The following is a 21,558-nucleotide window of genomic DNA, read 5'->3' as shown; positions in this document are numbered from 1 at the left end:
CAGGCCGACAAGTCACAGGCAGCCCACGGAGGGTCAGCGCGATCACACGCCGGGTCCACGACGGCCATGGCGGCTACGCAGTCACCGAGGAACTCTTCACGCAGCTCAGCCCTGGAGGACACCCATGCTGACGCCGGCCGCCGCTGAAAACTTGCAGGCAGGCGGGCAGCTCGCCTCATACCAGTGCTGGGCCACCGCCTACCCCCTGCACGAGGACTGCTCCATCCCGCTGGGATCGCACGGCGCTACGAGCCCCCGCCTGGCGTTGCGTTGGGTTCGGGAGCGTACGAGTCAGATCACGGACCAGCTCGACGCCGCATACGCACAGCCAGGCCGCCACTGGCTCACCGACGAACCGGAGAACGAACGAGCCCTCGCGTATCTGGCCGCAGGAACGGCCTACCAACTCACCCTGTACGACGACAGCACCCGCTACGTGCTCGTGGCCAATCCCCGAGGAGCAGCATCATGAAGGGACTCGCCCGCGGCTATTGGTGCCAGTGCTGGACGGAAGACCTCACCGAGGGGAATCGGCCTACACTCCTGGCATCTTTCGATGCCTACTCTGCGCCCCAGGCTGACAGATGGGTCGCGATGGCACTCCGCACAATTTCACCGGCGCTCGACCCGGATGCCTCCGACGAGGCATGGACCTGGCTGTACGAGGGCCGCATCCGCACGAGGCGAGCCCTCCTAAGCGCGGAGCCCTGCACGGTCACCATCACTCAGGCTGGTACCCGCGTGACATGGACGATCCGACCAGTGCTCTTCCTGCCGCTCGCATACCGCCAAGGCGTCGAACTCCCAGCCTGCGTAGAAGATTTCCAACCCCACACGCCCCACGCCACCGACTGAGTTACAACCTTCTTCACGGGTTCAAGGCCCGCGCACGGCGCGGGCGCGCGCCGCCTCTGCGGCGCGGCCTGCCTCCTGTCTCCGCCCCGGCTGGCCGCGCCCGGCGGCGCGCTGCGTGCAGTGGGCAGAGGTAGGAAAAACTCTCTGTGGCTGAGGCCGGTCGGCTCCACGGCTTTAGGCAGCCAATTTGGCGCGAGCCTCGCAGATCATGGCCCAAAATCGGGCACTAACGGGCAGGATCACAAACCTGCCCGATCCGCTGGCTAGCGTCATGGGCCATGATCACTCGCGCCAAATCGGCTCCAGCCCAAAGCCGCACCACCGACCTTGCGGTTTACGGACCGGTCCTGCGCGCAGGCTAACCAACCATCACTATTGAACGGAAGGGTCGTGCATGTTGCGCGTCATTTCGTCCCAGCGGAGACGACTGCTTGCATCTCCGTGGCTACGAACGACATATAGCCCAATGTCTTTCACATAACACCGAGAACATGCATTCCTAAGTATCTTGGGCTCTTCGGATTTGAAGTCCCAAAGCACAGACGTGGTGCGATCAAGTTTCGGCCAGTCCACCAACGCCGCTTCGGACAGCTCCAGCACCGCAGCATATTTCCCCGTACGAAGGAGTCCGTAAAGCAGGTTACAAGTGTTGACGGTGTTCTTGTAGCCCAGTGAACGCGCCTGCTCAAGGTACTCGATCGCTACTTGCGGCTCCTCAGCAAGCATGCAGAACCCCAGAGAATTCAGCAGTTTGGGGTTCTCCGGATCACCCTTTAGCGCCAGTTTGAGAACTTCCGCTGCGGAGGCAACCTGCTCGGACTTCACGAGCTGCAGCGCCATAGAATATAGCGCAGCAGATTTCTCGTTAGTACTGTCCCGACGGGAAGCGGCATCCGAGAGAGCGAATGCCAACTCGTTGCGCTCAATATACCTTTCCCGCATCACCTTGCGGCCGCACGGCGGCTCTTGCTCACCTCGGGAATATCGCCATTCCAGCTGAAGCGAAGTGAAACGCCAGTCAGAGAGGTAGGTTTCCGTGAGGCGATCCATGAGCCAACGACTCCGCACGAAGGCCATTTTTCTAGCTTTCGTCGACTCAGGCAAGGAAAAGTCCAGGAAGTCAGAGACTGCCGGCGCCTCCCAGTCGATGAGCGCTTGAAGGTCTGCAGTTTCCACCCATCCGTGAAGCTTGTTTGTGAAGGCAGAGGTTAAAGCTGCATTCATCCTTCGGCGTGCCTGGGCTCGCGGGGTAGGGGACCCGGTTAAGGGGGCGAGACCGGTGGCATTTGTGTCGGCAGCGATCAAATCCGCCAACTGCACCCAGCCAGGTGGAGCCTCGGGGAGTGGAGTTCCTTGGCGAAATCCGTTTCGCTCCGCGAACCTCTGATCCACCGCCATCAACGCTGGGGCCGTGACGGCGATCGGAATGGTGTGCACTAGACTACTACCTAGGCCATAACGAATAAGATCGTTCGACGACAGCCCACGCAGATCGATCTCAGCACAGATCCGTCTACATAGATCACCCCGCGCCGGTACCGTAAGAGCCTGCGGGCTAGGTATGAAGTTCTCGCGCAGCTCGATGACGAGAGTACTGGTGGACCACTTGGACAGATCGGGTATCGCTTTATCTCGTAGGCGGATTTCCGCCGCATCGAAAGGGCGATTAGAGACGGGACTCGGTGTAGCCTCTCGGTTGCTTTTCAGCGGTACCGCAGCAATTCCGTGACCGAACTCAATCGGACTGAGTTGCTCAGGCTCGCCATATCGGTCCAGTATTTCTATACATTCTTCTGCGCACCCTCTTCCCCCTTCGGGGAGATCAACTGAATAAGGGCACTCACGAAGAAGATCTGGAGGACGACACGCGTCACTGAAGAGCCTCAAAGCCCGAAGGAATATCTCTCTTTCCGGTCCACTGGCGGGCATCTGTGGTGTCATCGATAGGCGTCCCGCCTCTGTGAGATGGTCAAGACATGAGCGATTCCCGTGTTCTTGACTTCGTACAAGATTCGATGCGACCGTCCGAGCCGAGCGGATCGAATACCCGCCAGAGACCCCAACAGCTTTTTACCCAAGCCGGGTTCCGAATCCAAGCGATCGATAATGTTGAGTGCTTTCACTCTCAGGGCATCCGGAAGCTGCTCAAGGTCTTTCTGCGCTCGCCGACTCAGCGTAGGCATCTACTACTCCTTCTCCGCGAACTCCTCAGCCTCGCTCCGAGCCTCATTGATCGCGTCCATGGTGTCAGAGTCGGAAAGCACATTGAGCGTTTCAATCAGCGACTCGTACTCATCTGCACCCAAGATGACAGCCATGGGTTTGCCGTGCTTCGTGATCACGAAGGCTTCCCCTGACGCCGCAACGTTGTCGACGATCTCGCTCAAGCGGTCACGGGCATCTGTCAGCGGTGCCGCATCCATTGGCCCTCCTCGCGTTGTGTTCTTGAGACTGTACAGAAGTCCGGGCAGAACATCAAGAGCGCAACACTGAGCGTGACGGGCTTTGCGCGTCTGGTAGGTGCCGTATGGGTTGCGTCGTCGCGAGCGGCGTGTTGCCGGCTGCAGAAGCCACACTGGGCGCCCAACTGTCAGACATCTTCACCACCCAGCGCCGGGCAAGGGCATCCGGGCCATCGAGGACCTGGGATACCGTCACGGATCTCTGAACCATCCAAGGACCAGGGCCAGGACTTACAGTGCCAACGTGCCTCTGGCCTGCACACCGTCTGGGGACATAAAGCGCCTTCCGGAGGCAGGTGCGGTGACGGCAGCCTTGAGGGCAACGAGGGCGTACAGCGGCGGATCTTCGCGGCCGACGACACACCTCCGACACAGTCTGTGTCGCTGGCGCCCTTCGATGGACTCCGCCGCCGGTCAGAGAGCTATGCGTAGTGATCGGCGCATTCACTCCGGAGCCGTATGCCCGACCCCAGCCTGCGCCAGCGGTTACGCGCCTCGTCACGGGGAGGCTGGCAACCATGAGCTTCCAGGGATCGAGCATTTTATTTCCTTGATCCCTATATGCTCTCCAACCAAGTGCCACACCAGGGGAGGGTGCAGTGGCTGATCTTCAGGAGACCGCTGAGGCGTGTGAAGACGAGGGCGGGCTGATGCAAGACAACTTGGGACGCCTACGGACCGCATTGGGGTTCGACAGACTCGGCAAGCACGTTCTCAGCTCCATCGCTCGTAAACTCGAAGCTTCGGGTCTCGGGTACTTCCCGCTTGCCGTCCTTGATCCCCGATGCAACACAGAACCGCGCAAGGAACAGCAAGTGTGGGTGTATACGCGTGACGGTAGCGAGCGCGCCCGCGTCTTGGACGCTGTTCTGCACCCCCACTCGAACAACGTTCGGAGCACCTTGGACGGGCTGGTGAGCGGCGACTACTCGTCACTCACCGCGGAAGAGAAGCTTCGCGAAGTTCAGAAGATCATTAACGCTTGATGGTATGACGCATGCTGCGACGCGGATAGGAGCCGAGTCGCAGCGTGCCAGACTCGTGCCAGATCGTGCGGGGAATCACGGGGAACAGCGGGCACCAAGCCGACAAGCGGCCGAGCGCGGATAGAGCTACCACCCAGGTCAGCCAAGCAACCATCCGTAGATCACCTCAGCTTCCCAAGCTGAGAGCGCAGCACCGTGGGTACCCGCCAGCCGTCGGGGCTTGAACTCCGCCGGCCATACGACTACGAGACGCGTATCCGACTGTCGCCGAGGACGTCTGCAGCCGCTGCGCGGAGGCCCTTCACGGCCTGGTACAGCAGGTGCTCGCGCTCAGCGACCAGCGCGGTGTCTGCAGCCTTGCGGGATGTGTCACCCGCATGGGCATCACGCGCCATCCGCCGCATGACCTCGGCCAGGTCATCGGACGCATGGACCGCACAATAGAGCGCCTCCGCCACGGACTGCGGACCTTCGAGGATGACGAACTCGGCAGCCCGGTGAACGCTGCGGACCTGAGCATCGAAGCGCTCCATCCTCTCGTCAACCTCGCGCAGGTCCGGTCGGTCCCCTCGCAGCGTGTCTCGCACCGCGTCCAAGGCGACATCGCGGTCGTACACCGCAGCCAGGTAGTTCGCATAGGCATCCCGGCGGTGCTGCCGACGCCACTGAGCGAACTGCGAGCGAGCCGCCACGCGCCCGGTGACCATCGCAGAGCCGAGGGTGGCGAGTGAGCCCACGGCGGCGCCGAGCAGTGCAGTCAATCCAGCGTCCATGGCCCCATTCTGTCGATAGCCGGGCCCTAGCGGACCACCGGCCTGGGCGGCCGTCGAATCAGACTGACATCCACCGATGACATCAACACTGCCGGGTACCAGCACATTTGCATGCCCCCGGTGGACCAAACCACCGCAGGACTCTACGGCCAGACGGAACATGGATCGAACTCCTAAGCTTGGCGTTTATCCTCGGCGGGCTTGGTGTTCCTTGATCGACTCAGCACGTTTGACCGTCTTGCCGACCTCGTGCAGTGTGGCCCGCTGCCTGTTCTTCGAGCCGGGAGGCCGTCCCGGACCCGGCTTGGACGGTTTCGGTGCGGCCGACGGACGGGCCGCCGTCGCGTGGACGTTGCGAAACCCGCGGCGGACGCGAGCGGGGGTGAGGCGACGGGGTGAGGCGGGTCGCTCCCAGGGACGGCGCAGGTCCTCGGCGAGGGGGCGGGCGAGGCGGAGTTGGGTGTGGGCGGCGATGATGAGCCAGGTCCACAGATCGGCGCTGTCGGCGTGGCGGACCTTCGGTGCCGTCCAGCCGAGGGTCTGTTTCAGGAGCCTGAAGGTGTGCTCCAGGTCGAATCTGCGAAGGAAGGACTGCCACCAGCGGTCCACGTCCACCGGTGTGGCGGCGTTGGCGGAGCACCACAGCCACACCGGTTTCGGGTGCCGGTCGCCCGGCAGGCGCTCGACATTGAGACGAATCAACGTGCCGTGCAGGGTGGGCAGTTCCTCTTTGGCGTGGTTCAGCCAGGGGCCTCGGTGGGTGAGCCTGGGGTGCATCCGGTCCCAGGCGATCGTCTCGGCCTTGCCGTAGCGGGTGGTGTCCGTAGCTGTGGTGACGTCGGGCTCGTGCCAGCTGTCGGGCTTGGCGAAAGTGAGGACACCGCCATGCCGGCGGGGTCGCCCGCCCTTGGGACCGGAACGGGTCGGGCCCGGGTCTCGGAGCATGACCCGGTCCGAGCGCAGGCGCCCGAGCAGCGTCACCGGCAGGTCGGCCAGGGCGTGGGTGAGGTAGGTGACGTCGTAGCCGGCGTCCATCACGATGAGGATCTCCGGGTCGCCCGGCCGCCAGTGCCCGGCCTGCGTCAACCGCTGAACAACATCGCGCAGTTGGGCGGCGGTGACGAGCGTCGCATCGTCGGCGGGTCCCAGGCGTACGGCGTCCAGCAGCGCGACCCAGGAGGTGCGGCCGGATTCCAGCGCGGCAACGAAGGAGTACGGCCAGCCCGGCACGAACTGGTCCGTCTTGCGCTCACCACGTCCGTAGACGTGGCAGAACAGCCGCTCGTCGCTGGTCGGGGCATCAGGACGGAGCCCGTTGCTCACGTCCACGGCCAGCACGATCCGGCCGTCTGCCGCTCTCGGCAGCGGCAGACCGGCGAGCGTGCGGCGCAGGCGCGTCGGCTCCAGCCAACCGCGGTCCAACGCCGCGTACAGCGCACCATGGCCGCGCCGGTGCTCGACCGCCAGCGACAGTTCGACCAGGGTCTTCACCGGCCCGTCCGCGCACAGCACCGCGTCGGTGAGCTCGAAGAGCGCATCCGCGCGAGCGTAGAGGCATTCATAGAACTCGACCCGGAAGCGGGACAACACGTCCAACGCCTCGCCTGCGGGCGCATAGACAGACAGACTCATACACAGCGGCCGTTCTCTTGTACTTCGTGACTCGACATCTCGAAGCGTGGAGAACGGCCGCCTCCGCTGTCCCGGAAAGAACCGCAGATCAGCAGGTCGGGTGACCTGCGACGTTAAACGCCAAGCTCAGTCCCATCGTAGCTACGCAGTGCGGCAAAGTGCTTGACGTGCTGACTCTTCGGCAAGCAACCTGAATGGCTGATGAGACGTGGGCAAACCCCTCGCCACCGTCCCAGCATGGCCGCCAGCCACCGACAGGAGCACAGTGACCGCTCTGCACGCCCAGCAGCTCGAACACGCCCTCGATGAGCAGTTCACTGGGATCGTCCCGGTTGAGGATCTGTCCAAGTTTGAGCAGCGAATCCAGCGGAACTCATTTCTCTCCCGTTCCCTGGCTGCCTTGGCGATCCGCGAGTTCACCGGCTATCCGCTGCAGCGTTGCGCCGAGTTCGTCATCGACTCGTTTAGCGACCAGGGCATCGACGCCGTGGCGGTGGATCTCGCCTCAGAAGAGCCCCAGGTCTGGGTGGTACAGGCGAAGTGGAGTAGCGACGGCACAGCCACCTTCTCTAAGAACGCTGCTCTCGACCTGAAGAACGGTCTGGAATTATTGATTGCTCGGGAGTACCAGTGCTTCAACGCTAAGCTGACGCCGCTCATCCCCGATCTGGAACGGGCACTCAGCAATCCGCGAGTACAGATCACCCTGCTGCCGGCCTGGGCAGGGACCCAGCCGATTGGGGCCGAGGCCAAGGAGGTGCTCGACCGGTTCTGCGCGGAATACGAGGACTCGCTGCGCCTGCGCCCCCTGCGACTGCCCGACTTCATCCGCATCCTGCGCTCCGGAATCGCCGAACCCCAGATCAAGCTGAAGGCGTCGGCCTCGGCGGTCGATGTCAGTCCGATCAAGGATCCCATCCTGGCGTACCACGGCACGATAGGAGGCGCGGAGGTCGCACGCTGGTACGAGGACAACCACCACCGGCTCTTCCAGCGGAATATCCGCAATCCACTCGGTGTCACGGCGGTAAATCGCACCCTTGTGGAGACCCTTCGTAGAAGGCCCGAGTACTTCTGGTACTTCAACAACGGGATCACGGTGCTATGCGACAAGGTGATCATGGGCCCTCGGGGGGACCTGGAAATGGAGGGTGCGAGCATTGTCAACGGCGCGCAGACGGTCGCCTCCGTCCACGAGGCCTACCAGCAAACCCCGGAGGTCGCCACACGCGCACGGATCGGCGTCCGCATCATCTCCTTGACGGACTGCCCGGAGGGCTTCGACCACGACGTCACCCGAACGACCAACACCCAGAACAGGGTGGAGCCCCAGGACTTCATCGCCCTGGAGAAGGTGCAGCAGCAGCTCCGCGACGACTTTCTGCTTCGGCTGCGGAAGACCTACGTCCTGCGCCGGGGCGAAGAACCTCCACAGTCGAAGGACGACGGTTGCACCCTCAGGGAGGCCGCAACCGCGCTCGCCTGTGCTCACGCCTCTCCGGAACTATCCTTCCAAGCCAACGTGGACATCGATCTTCTCTGGGATCCGAGGCAGCACCACCGGCTATTTCCGCTCCACCGCACCGACGCGGTGAAGACCTGGCGCACCATCCTGGTGCTCCGGGAGGTTGAGCGGCAGATCGAGGCACAACGCCCGCAGTGGGAGGGGCGCGCTGGCACACTCGCCGACCTTGGGCGACTGCTCATCGCCCACGTGACCTTCCAGTGCCTGCCCCGAGGCTGGCAGGAAATTTCCGAATCAGATTGGCCGACGGTACCGGCGTGCGTCGCCGAGCTCGTGGACGCCGCTGTAGCCACGCTGATCCACTGGATCGACACGGGTTACGGACACAAGAGTCAGGTGAGCAGCATCTTCCGCAATGCTGAACGGTATTCGGATGTCGCTGGTTCAGCGCTGGCAACCCTGCAGGGGGACAATCAACCTCCGCCCCTCTCATCGGTGTACCGCGCGTCCGAGCGTGAACGGCACGCACGGCAAGCCAACGCAGTCTCCGTGATTTTCGAGAACAACGCGCTCGAGGAAGGGACGCTCGTCGAGTTCCGCCCAGTCCCGGGCCGCGAACAGCAACAGCTCACCCCCTGGCTCACGGCGGATGCACGCCGGGCTCGTGCGACCTGGACCCGGCAGCGCCGCAACTGCCTGGTATGGGCGGTGGACGGTGTCGCATACTCGCCGACCGGTCTGGCCAAGAAGATGCTCGTGGAGGCCGGTTACCAGAGCAAACCGCTTCAGGGCACGCGGCGCTGGTTCGTTCCCCAGCGCGGTTCCCTAGTGGACATCGCCGACCGGTTGCGCCAGGAAGCAGAAGAAGAGGAAGAATGAGCGTGTTGCCTAACCTCGCAGGACACGAAGCCAGCTGAGGGTATCCGAACTGGCAGCCGAGGCGACGAAGGCCCAGGGCGGGTCCGGGCCTTCTCGTACTCGTCAGTCAACGAGGTAGTGAGCTTCGATGTAGGCGACGGTGGAGTCGTACGGCTCCCCCACCGGCTTCAGCGTGTAATGGCGGAAGACCGTGGCAGTGGCGCGGCGGACGCCTCGGTTGCGGGCGTCGGCGTTGTCCCATGACTGGGCGAGGGTGCGGGTGACCACCTGGTCGATCTCCTCGGCTAGGTTCCTCTCCGTGACTGTGAGGCCGGGCGGCGCGTGGTCGTGGATGATCCGCGACAGGACGCCCACGTGGTCGTCGTCCAGCACGACGACGGCTTCGTCGGGGTGCTTCTGGGCGTCCACGATGGCGCGGGCGACCCGGAGTGCTTCGGACAGGAACCCGAGGGCGTCCTGGGAGTTCTGGATGATCTGGTCCCGCAGCCGCTTGATCCGCTCCGCGAGGGCGGTGTACTTCGCGGACCCCGGGTCGACGCCCTTGTCGAGGGCGGCCTTGATGTGGTCCAGGATCTCCGCCGCGGACGGCGGCGTCTTGTCCTCGCCGTCGTCCTTGTCTGGCTTTGGGCGGACGAGGGCCAGCAGCTCCTTGAGGATGGCGATGCCCTGGGCGTCCAGGACGAGGGGTTCCTCCTGGGAGGCGACCACGGAGAAGGAGTGGACGTGGGCGTTGATGATCTCCAGGACCATCGGCCCCAGCTCGGCCAGCCGTTCCTTCCTCTCCTCGTCGGAGGACTTCTTGAACAGGGTCGTGTACACGGACCCGAACAGCCCGAAACCGTCACGATACTTGGCGATCCGCTTGTCGGTGTTGATGAGCGGATACAGGCGGGCCAGGAGCCGGTAGTCCTTGGTGAACACCTCGGCGGCGCCAGGGTTGGCGTCCAGGAAGACGTTGATGGCGCGCACGGACTCGTAGCCGTGGACCGTGAGGTCCAGGCCGTCCACGTCCGCGAGGAGGTCTTCGATGCGGGCGAAGGTGGTACGGAACTCGGCGACCAGCTCGGACAGGTCGGTGACGAACCCGCCACCCTTGTTAGCCCCCTTTGCGGTGGGGTCGGCGACGGCCCGCTGGACCTCTTCGGCCAAGCCGATGTAGTCCACGACCACGCCGGAGGTCTTCACGAACCCGGTCGGGGACACCCAGGTGCGGTTCGGGCGAGTGATCGTCTGGAACAAGGTGTGGGCCTTCAGCGGCTTGTCCAGGTAGAGGACGCCCTCGTTGGGGGCGTCGAACCCAGTCATCAGCTTCGCGGTCACCACCAAGAAGCACAGCGGGTCGTCCGGGGTGAGGAACCGCCGCTTCTGCTCCTCCTCCTCGGCCTCCGAGAGCCGGAACGGCCGCATGGCGCGGTCCTCGTCCTTGGAGTCCGAGACGGAGATGTTCACCTCGGCGGTGATCCGGTCATGCTTCCCGACCTCGGCGAGCACCTGGGACGCCTCGAAGCCGGCCAGCAGCTCGTTGATCTTGTCCGTGTACGCCACGGCCAGCTCACGGTTGAAGGCGACGACCTGGGCCTTGAGGCCGTTGCGGTAGGCGCCGGCCAGGTAGTGGTCCACGATGTGCTGGCAGACCGCGTGGATGCGTTCGGGGTTGGTGAACACGCTGGTGAGGCGCCCGAACTTGCGGGATAGGATCTCGCGGTCGGGGTCGTCAAGGTCGAAGTCGTCGGCGAACTGGTCGAACTCGGCCTGCAACGCCTGGTCGTTTATCTCGAAGGCGACCGGGTGCGGGTCCAGCATGACCGGGACGGTTGCCTCGTCCAGCAGGGACCTGGACACCGAGTACCGGTGCAGCACCCTGCCCGGGTCGCTCTCCTCGCCGAAGAGGGCGAAGGTGTCGGTGGCGAGGTTGCGGACGGGGGTGCCGGTCATGCCGAAGAACTTCGCGTGCGGCAACGCTGCGCGCATCTGCCCGGCCAGGGACTTCTCCCTGGCGGACTGGGTGCGGTGTGCCTCGTCGACCAGCACGATGATGTTGTCCCGGGTCGACAGGTTCTTGCCGGCGTCGGCGAACTTGTGGACGGTCGTGGAGATGACGCCGCGCACGTCGTCGGCCAGCAGGGAACGCAACTTCTGGCCGGTGGCAGGCTGGTGGAAGTAGGCGTCCCCCATCGCGGAGGTGAAAACCCCGGAGGTCTGCCTAACGAGCTGAGTCCGGTCCGAGAGCAGGATGATCGTGGGCGACTCGGTGCAGGTGTCGGTCAGCAGCAGCGAGGCGGCGAACACCATCAGCAGCGTCTTCCCGGACCCCTGGTGGTGCCATATCAGGCCCTTCGACCCGCCATCCAGCACCCGCTCGTGGATCAGGTGCGCGGCCTCCATCTGCGGGTAGCGGGGCAGGTATTTCTTGTCCACCCCGCCCCCGGAGGTGTCGAAGAGGGCGAAGTTGGCGAGCATGTCCAGGATCGTGGCCGGGTTCATCAGCAGCTCGACGGAGCGTTGCACGTCGGCCTGCCCGGACAGGTTCTCGTCGTCGGCGGTGGACCGGAACGGCTGCCACAGGTTCGTGGGCGCGCCGGCGGCGCCGAACCGCAGCTTCAGCCCGTCGGAGGCGACGGCGAAGACGTTGGGGGTGAAGAACCACGGGTACTCGGTGGCGTACACGTCGTTGATCTCACGGGCGGCATCCGCCCACCCGGACTTCGCGGTCGGGGACTTCACCTCGACCACGACCAGGGGCAGGCCGTTGACCCAGTACACGAGGTCGAACCGGCGGGAGGTCTTGCCCGGGACGGTGATGGTCACCTCGTCCGACACCACCAGCGTATTGGCGGCCAGGTGCTCGAAGTCGATGACCTTCAGGGCGTGCCACGCGCCGTCGGCGTCCCGGAACTCCTTCTGGCCGCGCAGCAGGCGTAGCACCTGCTCGTTGGCCCGCACCAGGCCGCCCTCGACGGCGTTGACCGTGGCGACGATCTCCTCGACCACCGCGTCCACGTCGAGCCCGTCGATCACGTCCGGGTTGAGCCGAAGAATGGCGTCCCGCAGCTGGCTGACGACCACCGTCTGCGTCGTCTCGCGCGGCAGCGCCCTGCCCGTTGTAAAGCCCCAGCCCATAGGAAGGGACCACTGGATCATCAGGTTCTGGAACTCACGCTCCCGAATGCCCTTCGCCACGCCTCAAGCCCCCAACTCAGCGGATCTAATGTCGATGCTGCGGTCCAGCAGCCCCGACAGCAGCCGTGCCCGGACCCCACGAAGACGGGCGGCCTCCTCGTGGATCGCGGTGACTTCCCTCTCGATCGCGTCCAGTGCCTCCGCTACCTTTTCCTGCTCTGGCCGGGACGGGACGGGAAGTGCTACCGACAGGAGCTGGTCAGGGTTGAGCCGCTTACGGCGCTGCACGGTCCCGACGACCCTATTTTTCATCTCAGCCCACAGCCGAGGTGTTCGACAGACGTGCTTCATCCACCCTGGGGCAACGTCACTGGTAAGTGTGAAAGTCGGGAACTCGTTGCTCGCCACGAAGCCGTCGAACTCTGGAGGAACCACTGTGATCGGCCCCTCCCAAGCAGTCAGCTTCCGCATCACCACCTGATTCTCCCGAAGGATATTCATAGCGCTGTACTCGGTATCAGCCCCGTCGAACTCATCCTTATCTACAAGCCCTTTACCGGCGTTGAGTACTCCAGCAAGATGGTAAGTCTTTCCGGCTTCCATCGGGGTCCGCACGACATCGAGGTGCATCACATCGCCGAGGAACCGAGAGTCTGCCTCTCCCCCCTCAGCGGTGCAATACAGCCGAGATGTCGCCGCCTGATACACACCATTCAGCGCCTCCGCCTCTACATCTAGCGCGGCCATTTGGTCGTCGACTGCCCTGATGACCTCGACAATCTGCTCCTGCACCCGCGGCGGTGGCAAGAAGAAGGTATACGCCAACACATCGGCTGCTTTCGATCTCTTCCGGCTTCCTGTGGTGCCAGTCGATCTCTCGTCAAGCATCGACGTGAAACTACTCGACCGACAGAGGCAATAGAGAAAGGGAAGGGTCATCCGAGGATTGTTCGGGCGAAGAACAGCGAATTCAGTCGAGGCTAGAGCATTCTTAGCTCCCGCAGCGAGCCACACTCGAGGAATTCTCGGGTTCAACATTGAGACAAGAACACTGTCTTCATCGACGCTAAATTTGTGACTGCGAATTCCGCTCGCAGATTCGACAGTCGGAGTCATCCGGTCGTCGAAAGCAGGGATACTGAAATGTATGACCGTAGCGTCCCCGAGTTCTGCGGGGTCAACTCTCACGCGAAATGATTCGACAAGGTCGCCCAAACACGCCTGTTCCCACTCACTCATCGAAGCCCTCGATCCCAGCGTTGGCAAGGGCGGCGAGCATGCGAGCCTCGGTCTTCTGCCGCTCGGCTCTGGCGATGTTGTAGGCATCAATGAGGGTACCGAGGTCTCCGGCCTCAGCTGCGGCCTGCTTGATGTACCTGCCGATGTTGAGGTCGTACCTGTTCGCCATGATCTCCGTGATGGGCACGAAGCGTGCTGCGAGTCCGGCGTCGCCGTCAGAGTCAACCGGGTTGCCGTCGGAATCGAAACTCGAGTGGTAGGCGGTCACAACATCGGCGATGTCCGCCTCGGTCAGAACGTTGCGGTTCTTGGCCTTGGTGAACCTCGTGGAGGCGTCGATGAACAGCACCCCCTTTTGTCGCTCGTCAGCTTTGGTGCCGTAGGCACGGAACACGAGGATGCAGGTCGGGATCGGTGTGCTGTAAAAGAGGTTGGCAGGCAGGCCGATGACAGCTTCGAGAAGGTCATTGTCCAGGACTCGCCGACGGATGGCTTCTTCTTCGCCGCCGCGAAAGAGGACGCCGTGAGGCAACACGACGCCGGCGCGACCGTTCTCCGGGTCCATCGACGCGATCATATGTTGCACGAACGCCCAATCCGCGAACTTCGGAGGAGCTACGCCACCAATGGCGCGTGGGTCATTCTTCCAAGGCTTCCACTTCAGGCTGTAGGGCGGGTTGGCGAGGATCACGTCGAACTGCGCGACGGACCCGTCCGGCTTCTTGAAGCGCGGGTCCTTCAAGGTATCGCCGACCTCGACCTGGAACTGGGTGAGGTTGTGCATGAAGAGGTTCATGCGGGCCACACCGGCGGTGTCGGAAACGGCCTCCTGCCCGTACAGCTTGAGCGTGTAGCCGCGCCCGCCACGAGACTTCAGAAGGTTCGCCGAGGCGATCAGCATGCCGCCCGAACCACAGGTAGGGTCGTACACCGACTCGAAGTTCTGGGGGTCCAGGATTTCGACGAGCAGTTCGACGACCTCGCGCGGGGTGAAGAACTGGCCGGCGCGGGTGCCAGACCCGTCGGAGAACCTCTTCAGCAGATACTCGTACGCCCCGCCGAGGACGTCGTAGGACATGTTGCCCTCGTGCATTTTCGGGGTGCGGTTCATCGCCTGCATGACCGCCGCCAGTACCTCCCCCGACAGCACCTCCTCGGAGGTCCAGGTCATGGAACCGAACAGGCGGGAGAACTTGCCGGGGTTGGCCGTCTCGATGGCCTGCAGGGAGGCACGGACCCGCTGGCCGAGGCCGGGCTGGGTGATAGTGGCCAGGATGGACGACCAAGACGCACGACGCTCGGCAACGGTGTCGGGGTAGATGAGCGGGATCTCGAACGACTGGTAGTCGCGGTACTCGATCTCGCGGGCTTCCTCGACGGAGAGGCCGTTCAGGTCATTCTCGTCCAGGAACTCCTGGTGGTGGTGCTCCCAGGTGTCCGACAAGTACTTCCAGAACATCAACGGGAAGACGACCGACGAGTACTGCGCTTCGGGCATCGCCACGCGCAGCTCGTCGGCGGCGTCCCACAACCGGTTCTCGATCTCCTGCTGAGTCACTGCCATCAGTCGGTTGTTACCTTGCTCGTCAGAGGGTGGCGACCCGAAGGTCGTGGTGTCCGGCGGGTCACCTGATTCCGGGCGTGCCCGGCACGCACACGTAAGGCGTGTCCTGCCGATTGCTCGTACGGGTAGCTCGCCAACGATATCCCTCCCCATGACTTGGAAAGATGGCAAACGGCCCAACCAAACCACGCCGCAGCAGCGCCAGTTCTTCCCCCTTCAGCGGGCTGCTCACCTAAGCCGCACTCCGGGACTTCTCGGTGGTCGCCCCGCTGGGATCCTGCCTACTCTCGACTCCATGCCCTGCCCGCAACCGGACAGCATGTTCGCCCGGCACCCTGAGCCTGGAGTGCTGGCCCCGGACACTCTCAGCTTGCACGGTCCTTGGGGCAGGCAGGCATCGTGGACCATCCGTGGAGAGCCCCCGCTCAGCAAGTCGTAAGCATGGCTCTGACCTGTACCATCTTGCAACCCAGAAGCGCCCTCCGGAGCCGTTGGAGTACGGCAGAGAAGTGCAGCAACTCCACCGTCCGGCCCCAATCGCCCGTGTCTCTCACAGTCTGGCTGACCAGCCCAGCAGACCTCAGCCGCCTAGCCTGTAGTTCGCATCAAGCGGGCCTGAAAGCGAGTAACGCTAACGGCCCCGGGGGTTATCCCTGGGCCGTCGGAGGGTGCTCATCGACGACCAAGGCTGACAGCCGTCCCTGACCGGCTCCTCCCGCGCGGGTCGTCCGCGCGGGAGGGTCGGGGTTGGCGGCCTGGTTTCAGTGGCGGGACCGGACGGCCCCTAGCGGCGGAGGATCAGTAGAGGTCGGAGAAGATGTTCCATCCGTTGCCGATGCGGACCCGCGAGAGCAGCGAGCCGGAGGCGGTGAAGTCGTACCGCCACAGCACGCCGGAGGTGTCGCGGGCGACGACCGAGTTGAGTCCGTGGCCGTTCATGTCGCCGACGCCGACCATCGCGGTGTAGATCTGGTAGCCCGTCCCGATCTTCACCCGGGAGTTGAAGCCGCCCTTGCCGTTGCCCAGGTAGCGCCAGAGCCCGCCCGCGGTGTCGACCGCCAGCAGGTCGCCGTTGCCGTCGCCGTTCACGTCGCCGACGCCGACGATCCGGGTATAGGTGTTCCAGCCCCCGCCGAGCGCGACCCGGGAACCGAAGCCGCCCCTGCCCGTGCCCGGGTACATCCACAGCTCGCCCGAAGCATCGCGGGCGATCAGGTCGTCGTGGCCGTCCCGGTTCAGGTCGCCGACCGAGACCAGCCGGTTGTAGATGTTCCAGCCCCCGCCGATCGCCTTCGGCGAGGTGTTGTTGAGGACGCCGCCCGCCGCCTGGTTCGGGTAGTACTCCAACTCGCCACCGCTGGTCCGGACGAGAATGTCGTTGAAGCCGTCGCCGTTGATGTCGCCGAAGGGCACGACCGCGTTGAGCTGACCGGAGCCGGTACCGAGGTTCCAGTAGCTCGACGCGACCGGGCTGGAGTAGCCGCCATGGCCGTTGCCCTCGTAGTCCATGCCGTAGCCGTTGCGGTACCCGAAGGCGGACTGCTTCAGTACGCCGAGCATGGTGGACCGGCCGTTCTCGCCGTAGGAGTGGAAGGGCATCCGGCCGTAGAAGACACCCATCGTGCCGGAGGCCGCCTGCGTCGCAGCGGCGCCGGGCGCGTCCGCGGGGACGGCCAGCAGCTGCCAGTCGTAGGAGCCGTTGAAGGCGGCCGTCTTGGCCTGGAGGATGCCGTTCCAGCTCGTAGAGCCCTGAGCGGCGGTCGGGCCACCGGTGTAGCTGTAGACGACCTGACCGGTGGTCGCCCGGCGGATCACCAACTGCCAGCTCGCCAGCGGACGGCTGGCCTCGAAGCGGAAGTTCCACGCCTGGCCGGGCGTGATGGAGTTACTCCAGGCCCCCGCGTTGGCCGCGACCGGGGACGCGGGCACACCCGTGCTCAGCACGTGGACGATGTTGTCCGAGCCTGTGTAGGCAACGTCACCACCGGTGCGGTCCACAGTCCAGTCGATGCCCCGGTCGTCGCTCGCCCCAGCGGCCTGCGAGAGAGTGGCCAGCACAGAGGTCGCGCCGACGGAGTCCGCGTGCACGTCGGTCAGCCGCAGCTCACCGCTTGCCGCGTCGTGACGCACCAGATAGCCGTCACCCAGCAGCACCGGGCCGGCGTCGACGCTGAACTTCACGTTGGTGGCCAGGTCGTATACCCCGGCCGGGCCGCTGCTACCGCAGCTCCAGTAGAGCCAGTGTTGCGCCACTTGCACCTCGCTGGGCGTGCAGGACGCCCCCGTGCTGATGGTCCGCTGAAGGGCGGGCGCGCTTCCCAGCCCCGTGTGGGGCGTGCTGGCCTGGATCTGGCCGGGCGCGGTTGCCCGCCAGAGCGTGCCCATCCACACCGTCGCCCCGCTCGCCGGCCCCAGCGGAATCATCGCGCTCTGACCTGGCTCCCAGAGGTATTGGGAGCCGGCCGAGTCGATGAGCACGAACTCGCTGTCCGCGTCCACGACGCGGGTGTCGGGCGAGGAGAAGGTCTCCGGGCTGAGGCCGCTGATGAACACCCGGGCGGAGGTCGCCGTGGTGGTCGTGTACACCGGCCCGTAGGAGTTGCCGTCCGTCTCACGCACGCAGAAGGCGTCCACCGTGCAGGGACCGGCCTGGAGCGGCTGGCCGCCGTCGCTCAGGTAGCCGGTTGTCGTCTTGCCGATGGTGCTGCCGGAGCCGGTCAGCGGTGTGGTCGCCATCGCGAAGCGCGTGGCGGCGTTGAGCTGCGGAACGGTGAGGACCTGGCGCACCTGACCGTGCGCCATCGACAGCGTCGCGGTGGTCTCGGCCGGGGGCGGCAACTGCCGCACGACGGTGACGTTCACGCTTCCGTCCGTTGCCGCGGTGAGCCGCTGCACGGCCTGGCTGGTGCTGGTGCCGCCAACAACAAGAGCGCCCCCGGGGCCCTTAGGCAGATAGTCGGGAACCCTGGCACTGGGAGCAGGCTCGGTCACCGTGGCGTCGAGCTGGGTGGCCGGGCCGCCCGCGATCGGGACGGAGTTGAGCACAAGCGCGCCCGACGAGACCCGGGTCATCATGACGACCTGCTGGCCGACGACGTCGTAGTCGAGCAGCATGCCGGAACCGGCCGGTGCCAGGACCTGCGTCGGGGTGACCGTGCTCCCCGCGAGGGCGTCGGCGACCGTGACCAGCGAGATGCCGCCGTTCGAGGGCCAGGTCAGGTAGTCGCCGTGGACGGTCGGGGCCACGGCGCTGCGCGGGGTGACGGCCGTCACCGCGGTTGCCGCGCCCGTGTCCAGTCGCACCAGGTAGAACGCGGTGGTGCCGGTGACGCCGGGCTTCGGGGTGCTGCGGACCGTCACGTAGTCGCCGACGCTCTGGTACCCGACGGCGTCGTTGATGTAGTCGGTGCTCGACGGCAGGCCGGTCATGGCGACCTCGGTGGACGTGCCGTCCGCGTTGAGCTGGAGCAGATGGGCACCGCCGGTCTCCCGCACCAGGGCGCGGGTCCCGTTCGCGCCGACGGCGACGACGGTGTGCAGCAAGGTGCCGCCGAGGGAGGAGAGGTCGTAGCTGACCCAGCTGCCGGCCACGGTCGGGTCACCGACGCCCAACGTCGCGCCGTTCTGGTAGGCGACGTGGTCGCCACCGGCGGAGAAGAAGTTCGTGTTGGTCAGCGGCACGGCGGTCAGCTGCGGCTGCGGGGTGTCCGTCCCGGACGCGTAGTCGGTCCACGTGTAGCCCGGCAGCCCCTGCTCCTGGTGCAGGAAGCCACTCGCACCCGCCACCAGCGGCATGTCCCCCCGGAACGCTGCGAGCTGCGGCGCGGGCAGCGTCGTGACCTCGGTCGGCAAGCCGCTCGTCACCGCCAGCGCGTGCCCGGGAACCGCACCGGCTATCGCCGCGGCGACCACAAGCGCCGCCGACCCGGATCTGAGCCTCCGTCGAAAAGTCATGTGTCCCACCCCATCGTCCTGCAAGAAGAACCAGCGGGCTCCGGTCGCGGCGACGCGGGCCGCGGTCACGGAGTAGGCCGCGAGCTTAAGCCATCAGCGGGCGGCGGCTGCTGGCCGGGATGACGGAGGTGGACAACGGTGCTCCTGTGGGGGCGGTTTGGTCCGATAACGCGCAAATCCTGGTCCCCGCCACAACGGGCCGGCGCTGGGGGAAGCAATCACCGATCGACGCAGGCCACGCGATTCGTAGGTCTCATGCCGAGTTGTCCACGGGCGGGATGCAATTGCGGTACAGCACCGAAGTACAGCAACCACCGCAACCGTAGGTGGCGATCAATGCCCGTCGATGGCCTCACGACCAGCGTCGTGGACCGCAATGACCATCCGGCCGAGAGTTCGGGACGAACAGGTCGTGCCAGACGTGTGCCAGGTCGTACGGGGAACCGCGGGGAACACCGGGGAATCAACGGACCCGCCCGCCAGGCGCCGATACCTTTCCGCCGCAGGTCAGCCCAGCAGCGAGCCCTAGATCACCTCAGCTTCCCAATCTCAGGGCTCGTCTACGCGACCGTTCAGATGGAAGAGAAGCCACTCAAGCCAGTCCGCCGTGACACCCAGAGATGAGGCCCAGCCGTGCATGGAGCTGACGTAGGCGGCGTATCGGGTGGGCCAGTGGCGTGTGCCGGCCGCCTTCCAACTGATCCATCCGAGGGCATTGAGCGAATGAAAGACCCGGTCGTCGAGGATCAAGGCGCGATCGCACGTTGCGTCGCGGTCATCCACGGCCGCGAACCACTTGGTGAAGAAGGACCGCCCCACCCCCGCGAGGACGAACTGCTGATAGGCCCCATTCAGGTCGCCGTCTCGGACCGCTTGGCGTGTGGTCCGGAGGACAGTAGGCATCCGCGGGTCAGACAGAGCCGCTTCCGTGTACCGCGGCCCACGTCCGTTCGTGGTGCCCGAGCCCCAGATCATGACGGCCACGAACAGGTCACGCAGGCTGTCGGGATCGTCGTCACCAACGCGGTCACGGAGATGGGCCAGGTCGCCCCGGCTGATGAGACGGTCACCGCTCGGCCCGCTCGCACATCCAACGCCGATATCGAGTACGTGCGCCGCTCCGTGCGACTCCAACCGCCAGCGCCACGTTTCTGGACGGAAGCGCACGGGCTTCTGTTCGCAATCGCCGTATCGGACAACAAGCTTCCGAAGCTGCTCCATCATGCTCCCCCCTGGCCATGACGGCGGCGTGCCGTGAGCCACAGCGTATGGGAGGCGACGCCAGGAGCACAGCTATCTGCGATGACGGACGTACCAGCCCAGTGCCAGCACGATCAGAACCGACAGCGCGAACGCCCAAACGGTGATCGTCCCATCGTAGGGGTGGTACACCATGGCGAGCATGCATGGACGGATACCAGGCCTGCGGTACGGCACCCCCGCACCACAACCGCACCAGATCGAGGGGGGAACAGCGGGGAATCACGGTGAAAGAGCGCGCCGCCGCCTGGGCCAAAGTCCGACCGTTCGCCCAGCTCAGCGCCCGAAGACGCCTCAAATGCTCGCAGCTTCCCAAGCTCGGAGCCTTGATCGGTCGAGGCGCCCACGGCAGTGCGGTTCTCGACCATGGCGCGAGGGTAGTGACGTCGGCGTGAGCGATGACCACAGGGAAGACCTACGCAGTCTTGTCAGCCACTTGGGCGGCGGTATCCGTGACGCGCACTATCGACCCGCGTACGACGCAGCCGCGAATGTCTGCTCGGCCATCGCGATCCCCGTAGACCCTTACGACGTCGTACACGAGGCAGTCATGGCCGGATATGCAGCCGCGCTGAGCGACCTGGAAGAAGGCAAGTTGGACGATCAAGTTCGAGAACGGTCCGAGATTATCGACTGAGCTTCTCGGAGGACTGTCCGGCGCGGATCATGGTGTCCATAAGGGTGGTGCCCGACCACGTGGACAGCGTGCGGCTTGCAGCGCGACGAGTTGCGGTACCTCCTCATCAACAGCCGACCAGAGCAGTACGACGCGCCTCTGCGGTGCATCCAGTCGAACTCAACACGGCCACCACCCGTCCTACGTCTCAGGCAGCCCTTATGCCTCCGCCTCCATGGCCCGCGACACTGCTTCCCTCATGCCATGCCAACCCCGGGGCCGCTGCGGCGCCAACCGTGCGACCACACGGCCCAGCCACTCGGGGTCGCCCAGGAGCTGCGCTTGCCCGGCGTCGATGACCTGAACCGTCAGCGCCTGGAGGAAGACGAGGTGGGCACCGGGATAGTAGCGGGGGTGCCGGTCGAAGCGGGCGATCCAGTTCTCGTAGGGGTGGCGCAGCGTCATGTGCAGGTAGCCGCTGCCGCGCCCCCGCCAGGGGCCGGGCAGGCCGCCGAGGAGCCCCCCGAAGCCGTTCGACCCCCTGGCGGGGGATTTGCTGCCCATGGTGAGGTTCATGCCCAGCATGATCCGGGGCCACAGGATCAGCTGTCCTTCCGAGTCAGGCTCGTGCTGGTACAACCCGTCCCTTCGGAATTCCACCCAATGGCGCTTGCCGGCGTCTCCTATCACCCAGCGACCGTCGAGCAGTTCCAACGGTCCCAAGGATGCGCTCGTGTCCGTCATCCGCTCATT

16 protein-coding genes are annotated in these 21,558 nt (G+C 65.0%); 5 read left to right on the top strand and 11 right to left on the bottom strand.

Going from position 1 to position 21,558, the window contains the following annotated elements; genetic code table 11:
- Positions 1 to 124 precede the first annotated feature (124 nt).
- Together ASC56_RS30315 and ASC56_RS42220 are read left to right on the top strand one after the other, a co-directional pair.
- On the top strand, positions 125 to 472 hold the full coding sequence (locus ASC56_RS30315; protein WP_055494789.1) for a hypothetical protein: 348 nt from the start codon (positions 125 to 127) through the stop codon (positions 470 to 472).
- Complete coding sequence (locus ASC56_RS42220; protein ID WP_079102795.1) at positions 469 to 855, top strand: hypothetical protein; 387 nt, start codon at positions 469 to 471, stop codon at positions 853 to 855. Before ASC56_RS30315 ends, ASC56_RS42220 begins: the two co-directional genes overlap by 4 nt.
- Before the next feature lie 372 nt (positions 856 to 1,227).
- Here ASC56_RS42220 and ASC56_RS40760 read toward each other — a convergent pair whose 3' ends face one another.
- The 3 genes from ASC56_RS40760 to ASC56_RS30310 all read right to left on the bottom strand — a co-directional run bounded on the left by ASC56_RS40760 (position 1,228) and on the right by ASC56_RS30310 (position 3,278).
- Entirely contained in the window at positions 1,228 to 2,031 is an 804-nt protein-coding gene (locus ASC56_RS40760; RefSeq protein ID WP_159039726.1) for a tetratricopeptide repeat protein, read from the bottom strand.
- A gap of 761 nt (positions 2,032 to 2,792) precedes the next feature.
- A complete protein-coding gene (locus ASC56_RS43235; RefSeq protein ID WP_004983405.1) occupies positions 2,793 to 3,038 on the bottom strand; it encodes a type II toxin-antitoxin system RelE/ParE family toxin in 246 nt (81 codons plus the stop codon).
- Between the two features lie 3 nt (positions 3,039 to 3,041).
- Entirely contained in the window at positions 3,042 to 3,278 is a 237-nt protein-coding gene (locus tag ASC56_RS30310; RefSeq protein ID WP_055494788.1) for a type II toxin-antitoxin system Phd/YefM family antitoxin, read from the bottom strand.
- Positions 3,279 to 3,916: 638 nt separating this feature from the next.
- On the opposite strand from ASC56_RS30310, the gene ASC56_RS30305 reads away from it, so the two are divergent.
- Complete coding sequence (locus ASC56_RS30305; protein WP_055494787.1) at positions 3,917 to 4,303, top strand: hypothetical protein; 387 nt, start codon at positions 3,917 to 3,919, stop codon at positions 4,301 to 4,303.
- Between the two features lie 242 nt (positions 4,304 to 4,545).
- Here ASC56_RS30305 and ASC56_RS30300 read toward each other — a convergent pair whose 3' ends face one another.
- Both ASC56_RS30300 and ASC56_RS30295 read right to left on the bottom strand, forming a co-directional pair.
- Positions 4,546 to 5,076 carry a hypothetical protein gene (locus ASC56_RS30300; protein WP_055494786.1) on the bottom strand — a complete coding sequence of 177 codons (531 nt, stop codon included), beginning with the start codon at positions 5,074 to 5,076 and terminating at the stop codon, positions 4,546 to 4,548.
- Positions 5,077 to 5,262: 186 nt separating this feature from the next.
- Positions 5,263 to 6,708: an NF041680 family putative transposase gene (locus ASC56_RS30295; protein ID WP_055494785.1), complete on the bottom strand. Its 1,446-nt coding sequence runs from the start codon at positions 6,706 to 6,708 to the stop codon at positions 5,263 to 5,265.
- Positions 6,709 to 6,973: 265 nt separating this feature from the next.
- On the opposite strand from ASC56_RS30295, the gene ASC56_RS30290 reads away from it, so the two are divergent.
- Positions 6,974 to 9,052, top strand: coding sequence for an AIPR family protein (locus tag ASC56_RS30290; RefSeq protein ID WP_055494784.1), 2,079 nt, complete (start codon positions 6,974 to 6,976; stop codon positions 9,050 to 9,052).
- Positions 9,053 to 9,154: 102 nt separating this feature from the next.
- Here ASC56_RS30290 and ASC56_RS30285 read toward each other — a convergent pair whose 3' ends face one another.
- The 5 genes from ASC56_RS30285 to ASC56_RS30265 form a co-directional block, all read right to left on the bottom strand.
- The gene (locus ASC56_RS30285) at positions 9,155 to 12,232 is read right to left on the bottom strand and encodes a type I restriction endonuclease subunit R (protein WP_055494783.1); all 3,078 of its coding nucleotides are present in this window, start codon (positions 12,230 to 12,232) and stop codon (positions 9,155 to 9,157) included.
- A 3-nt stretch (positions 12,233 to 12,235) separates the two neighbouring features.
- On the bottom strand, positions 12,236 to 13,060 hold the full coding sequence (locus ASC56_RS30280) for a restriction endonuclease subunit S (RefSeq protein WP_159039725.1): 825 nt from the start codon (positions 13,058 to 13,060) through the stop codon (positions 12,236 to 12,238).
- 343 nt (positions 13,061 to 13,403) lie between these two features.
- Complete coding sequence (locus tag ASC56_RS30275; RefSeq protein WP_055494781.1) at positions 13,404 to 14,975, bottom strand: class I SAM-dependent DNA methyltransferase; 1,572 nt, start codon at positions 14,973 to 14,975, stop codon at positions 13,404 to 13,406.
- A 798-nt stretch (positions 14,976 to 15,773) separates the two neighbouring features.
- Complete coding sequence (locus tag ASC56_RS30270; RefSeq protein ID WP_159039724.1) at positions 15,774 to 18,929, bottom strand: FG-GAP-like repeat-containing protein; 3,156 nt, start codon at positions 18,927 to 18,929, stop codon at positions 15,774 to 15,776.
- A gap of 549 nt (positions 18,930 to 19,478) precedes the next feature.
- Entirely contained in the window at positions 19,479 to 20,153 is a 675-nt protein-coding gene (locus tag ASC56_RS30265) for a hypothetical protein (protein ID WP_055494779.1), read from the bottom strand.
- Positions 20,154 to 20,580: 427 nt separating this feature from the next.
- On the opposite strand from ASC56_RS30265, the gene ASC56_RS40755 reads away from it, so the two are divergent.
- Positions 20,581 to 20,826, top strand: coding sequence for a hypothetical protein (locus ASC56_RS40755; RefSeq protein ID WP_159039723.1), 246 nt, complete (start codon positions 20,581 to 20,583; stop codon positions 20,824 to 20,826).
- 198 nt (positions 20,827 to 21,024) lie between these two features.
- On the opposite strand, the gene ASC56_RS30260 is transcribed toward ASC56_RS40755, so the two are convergent.
- Positions 21,025 to 21,558, bottom strand: a 534-nt coding sequence (locus ASC56_RS30260; RefSeq protein ID WP_234377115.1) for a hypothetical protein, incomplete at its 5' end; no start/stop codon positions are given.

This window comes from Streptomyces sp. TP-A0356 (genome assembly GCF_001417775.1).
Lineage (GTDB): Bacteria > Actinomycetota > Actinomycetes > Streptomycetales > Streptomycetaceae > Streptomyces.
This window is presented reverse-complemented; position numbering and strand designations above follow the sequence as displayed.

Excerpts from the sequence above, each read along its gene's own strand:
- ASC56_RS30295 (WP_055494785.1), bottom strand. The coding sequence starts at position 6,708 with ATGAGTCTGTCTGTCTATGCGCCCGCAGGCGAGGCGTTGGACGTGTTG.
- ASC56_RS30275 (WP_055494781.1), bottom strand. The coding sequence starts at position 14,975 with ATGGCAGTGACTCAGCAGGAGATCGAGAACCGGTTGTGGGACGCCGCC.
- ASC56_RS30300 (WP_055494786.1), bottom strand. The coding sequence starts at position 5,076 with ATGGACGCTGGATTGACTGCACTGCTCGGCGCCGCCGTGGGCTCACTC.
- ASC56_RS30265 (WP_055494779.1), bottom strand. The coding sequence starts at position 20,153 with ATGATGGAGCAGCTTCGGAAGCTTGTTGTCCGATACGGCGATTGCGAA.
- ASC56_RS43235 (WP_004983405.1), bottom strand. The coding sequence starts at position 3,038 with ATGCCTACGCTGAGTCGGCGAGCGCAGAAAGACCTTGAGCAGCTTCCG.
- ASC56_RS42220 (WP_079102795.1), top strand. The coding sequence starts at position 469 with ATGAAGGGACTCGCCCGCGGCTATTGGTGCCAGTGCTGGACGGAAGAC.
- ASC56_RS30315 (WP_055494789.1), top strand. The coding sequence starts at position 125 with ATGCTGACGCCGGCCGCCGCTGAAAACTTGCAGGCAGGCGGGCAGCTC.
- ASC56_RS30310 (WP_055494788.1), bottom strand. The coding sequence starts at position 3,278 with ATGGATGCGGCACCGCTGACAGATGCCCGTGACCGCTTGAGCGAGATC.
- ASC56_RS30270 (WP_159039724.1), bottom strand. The coding sequence starts at position 18,929 with ATGACTTTTCGACGGAGGCTCAGATCCGGGTCGGCGGCGCTTGTGGTC.
- ASC56_RS30280 (WP_159039725.1), bottom strand. The coding sequence starts at position 13,060 with ATGCTTGACGAGAGATCGACTGGCACCACAGGAAGCCGGAAGAGATCG.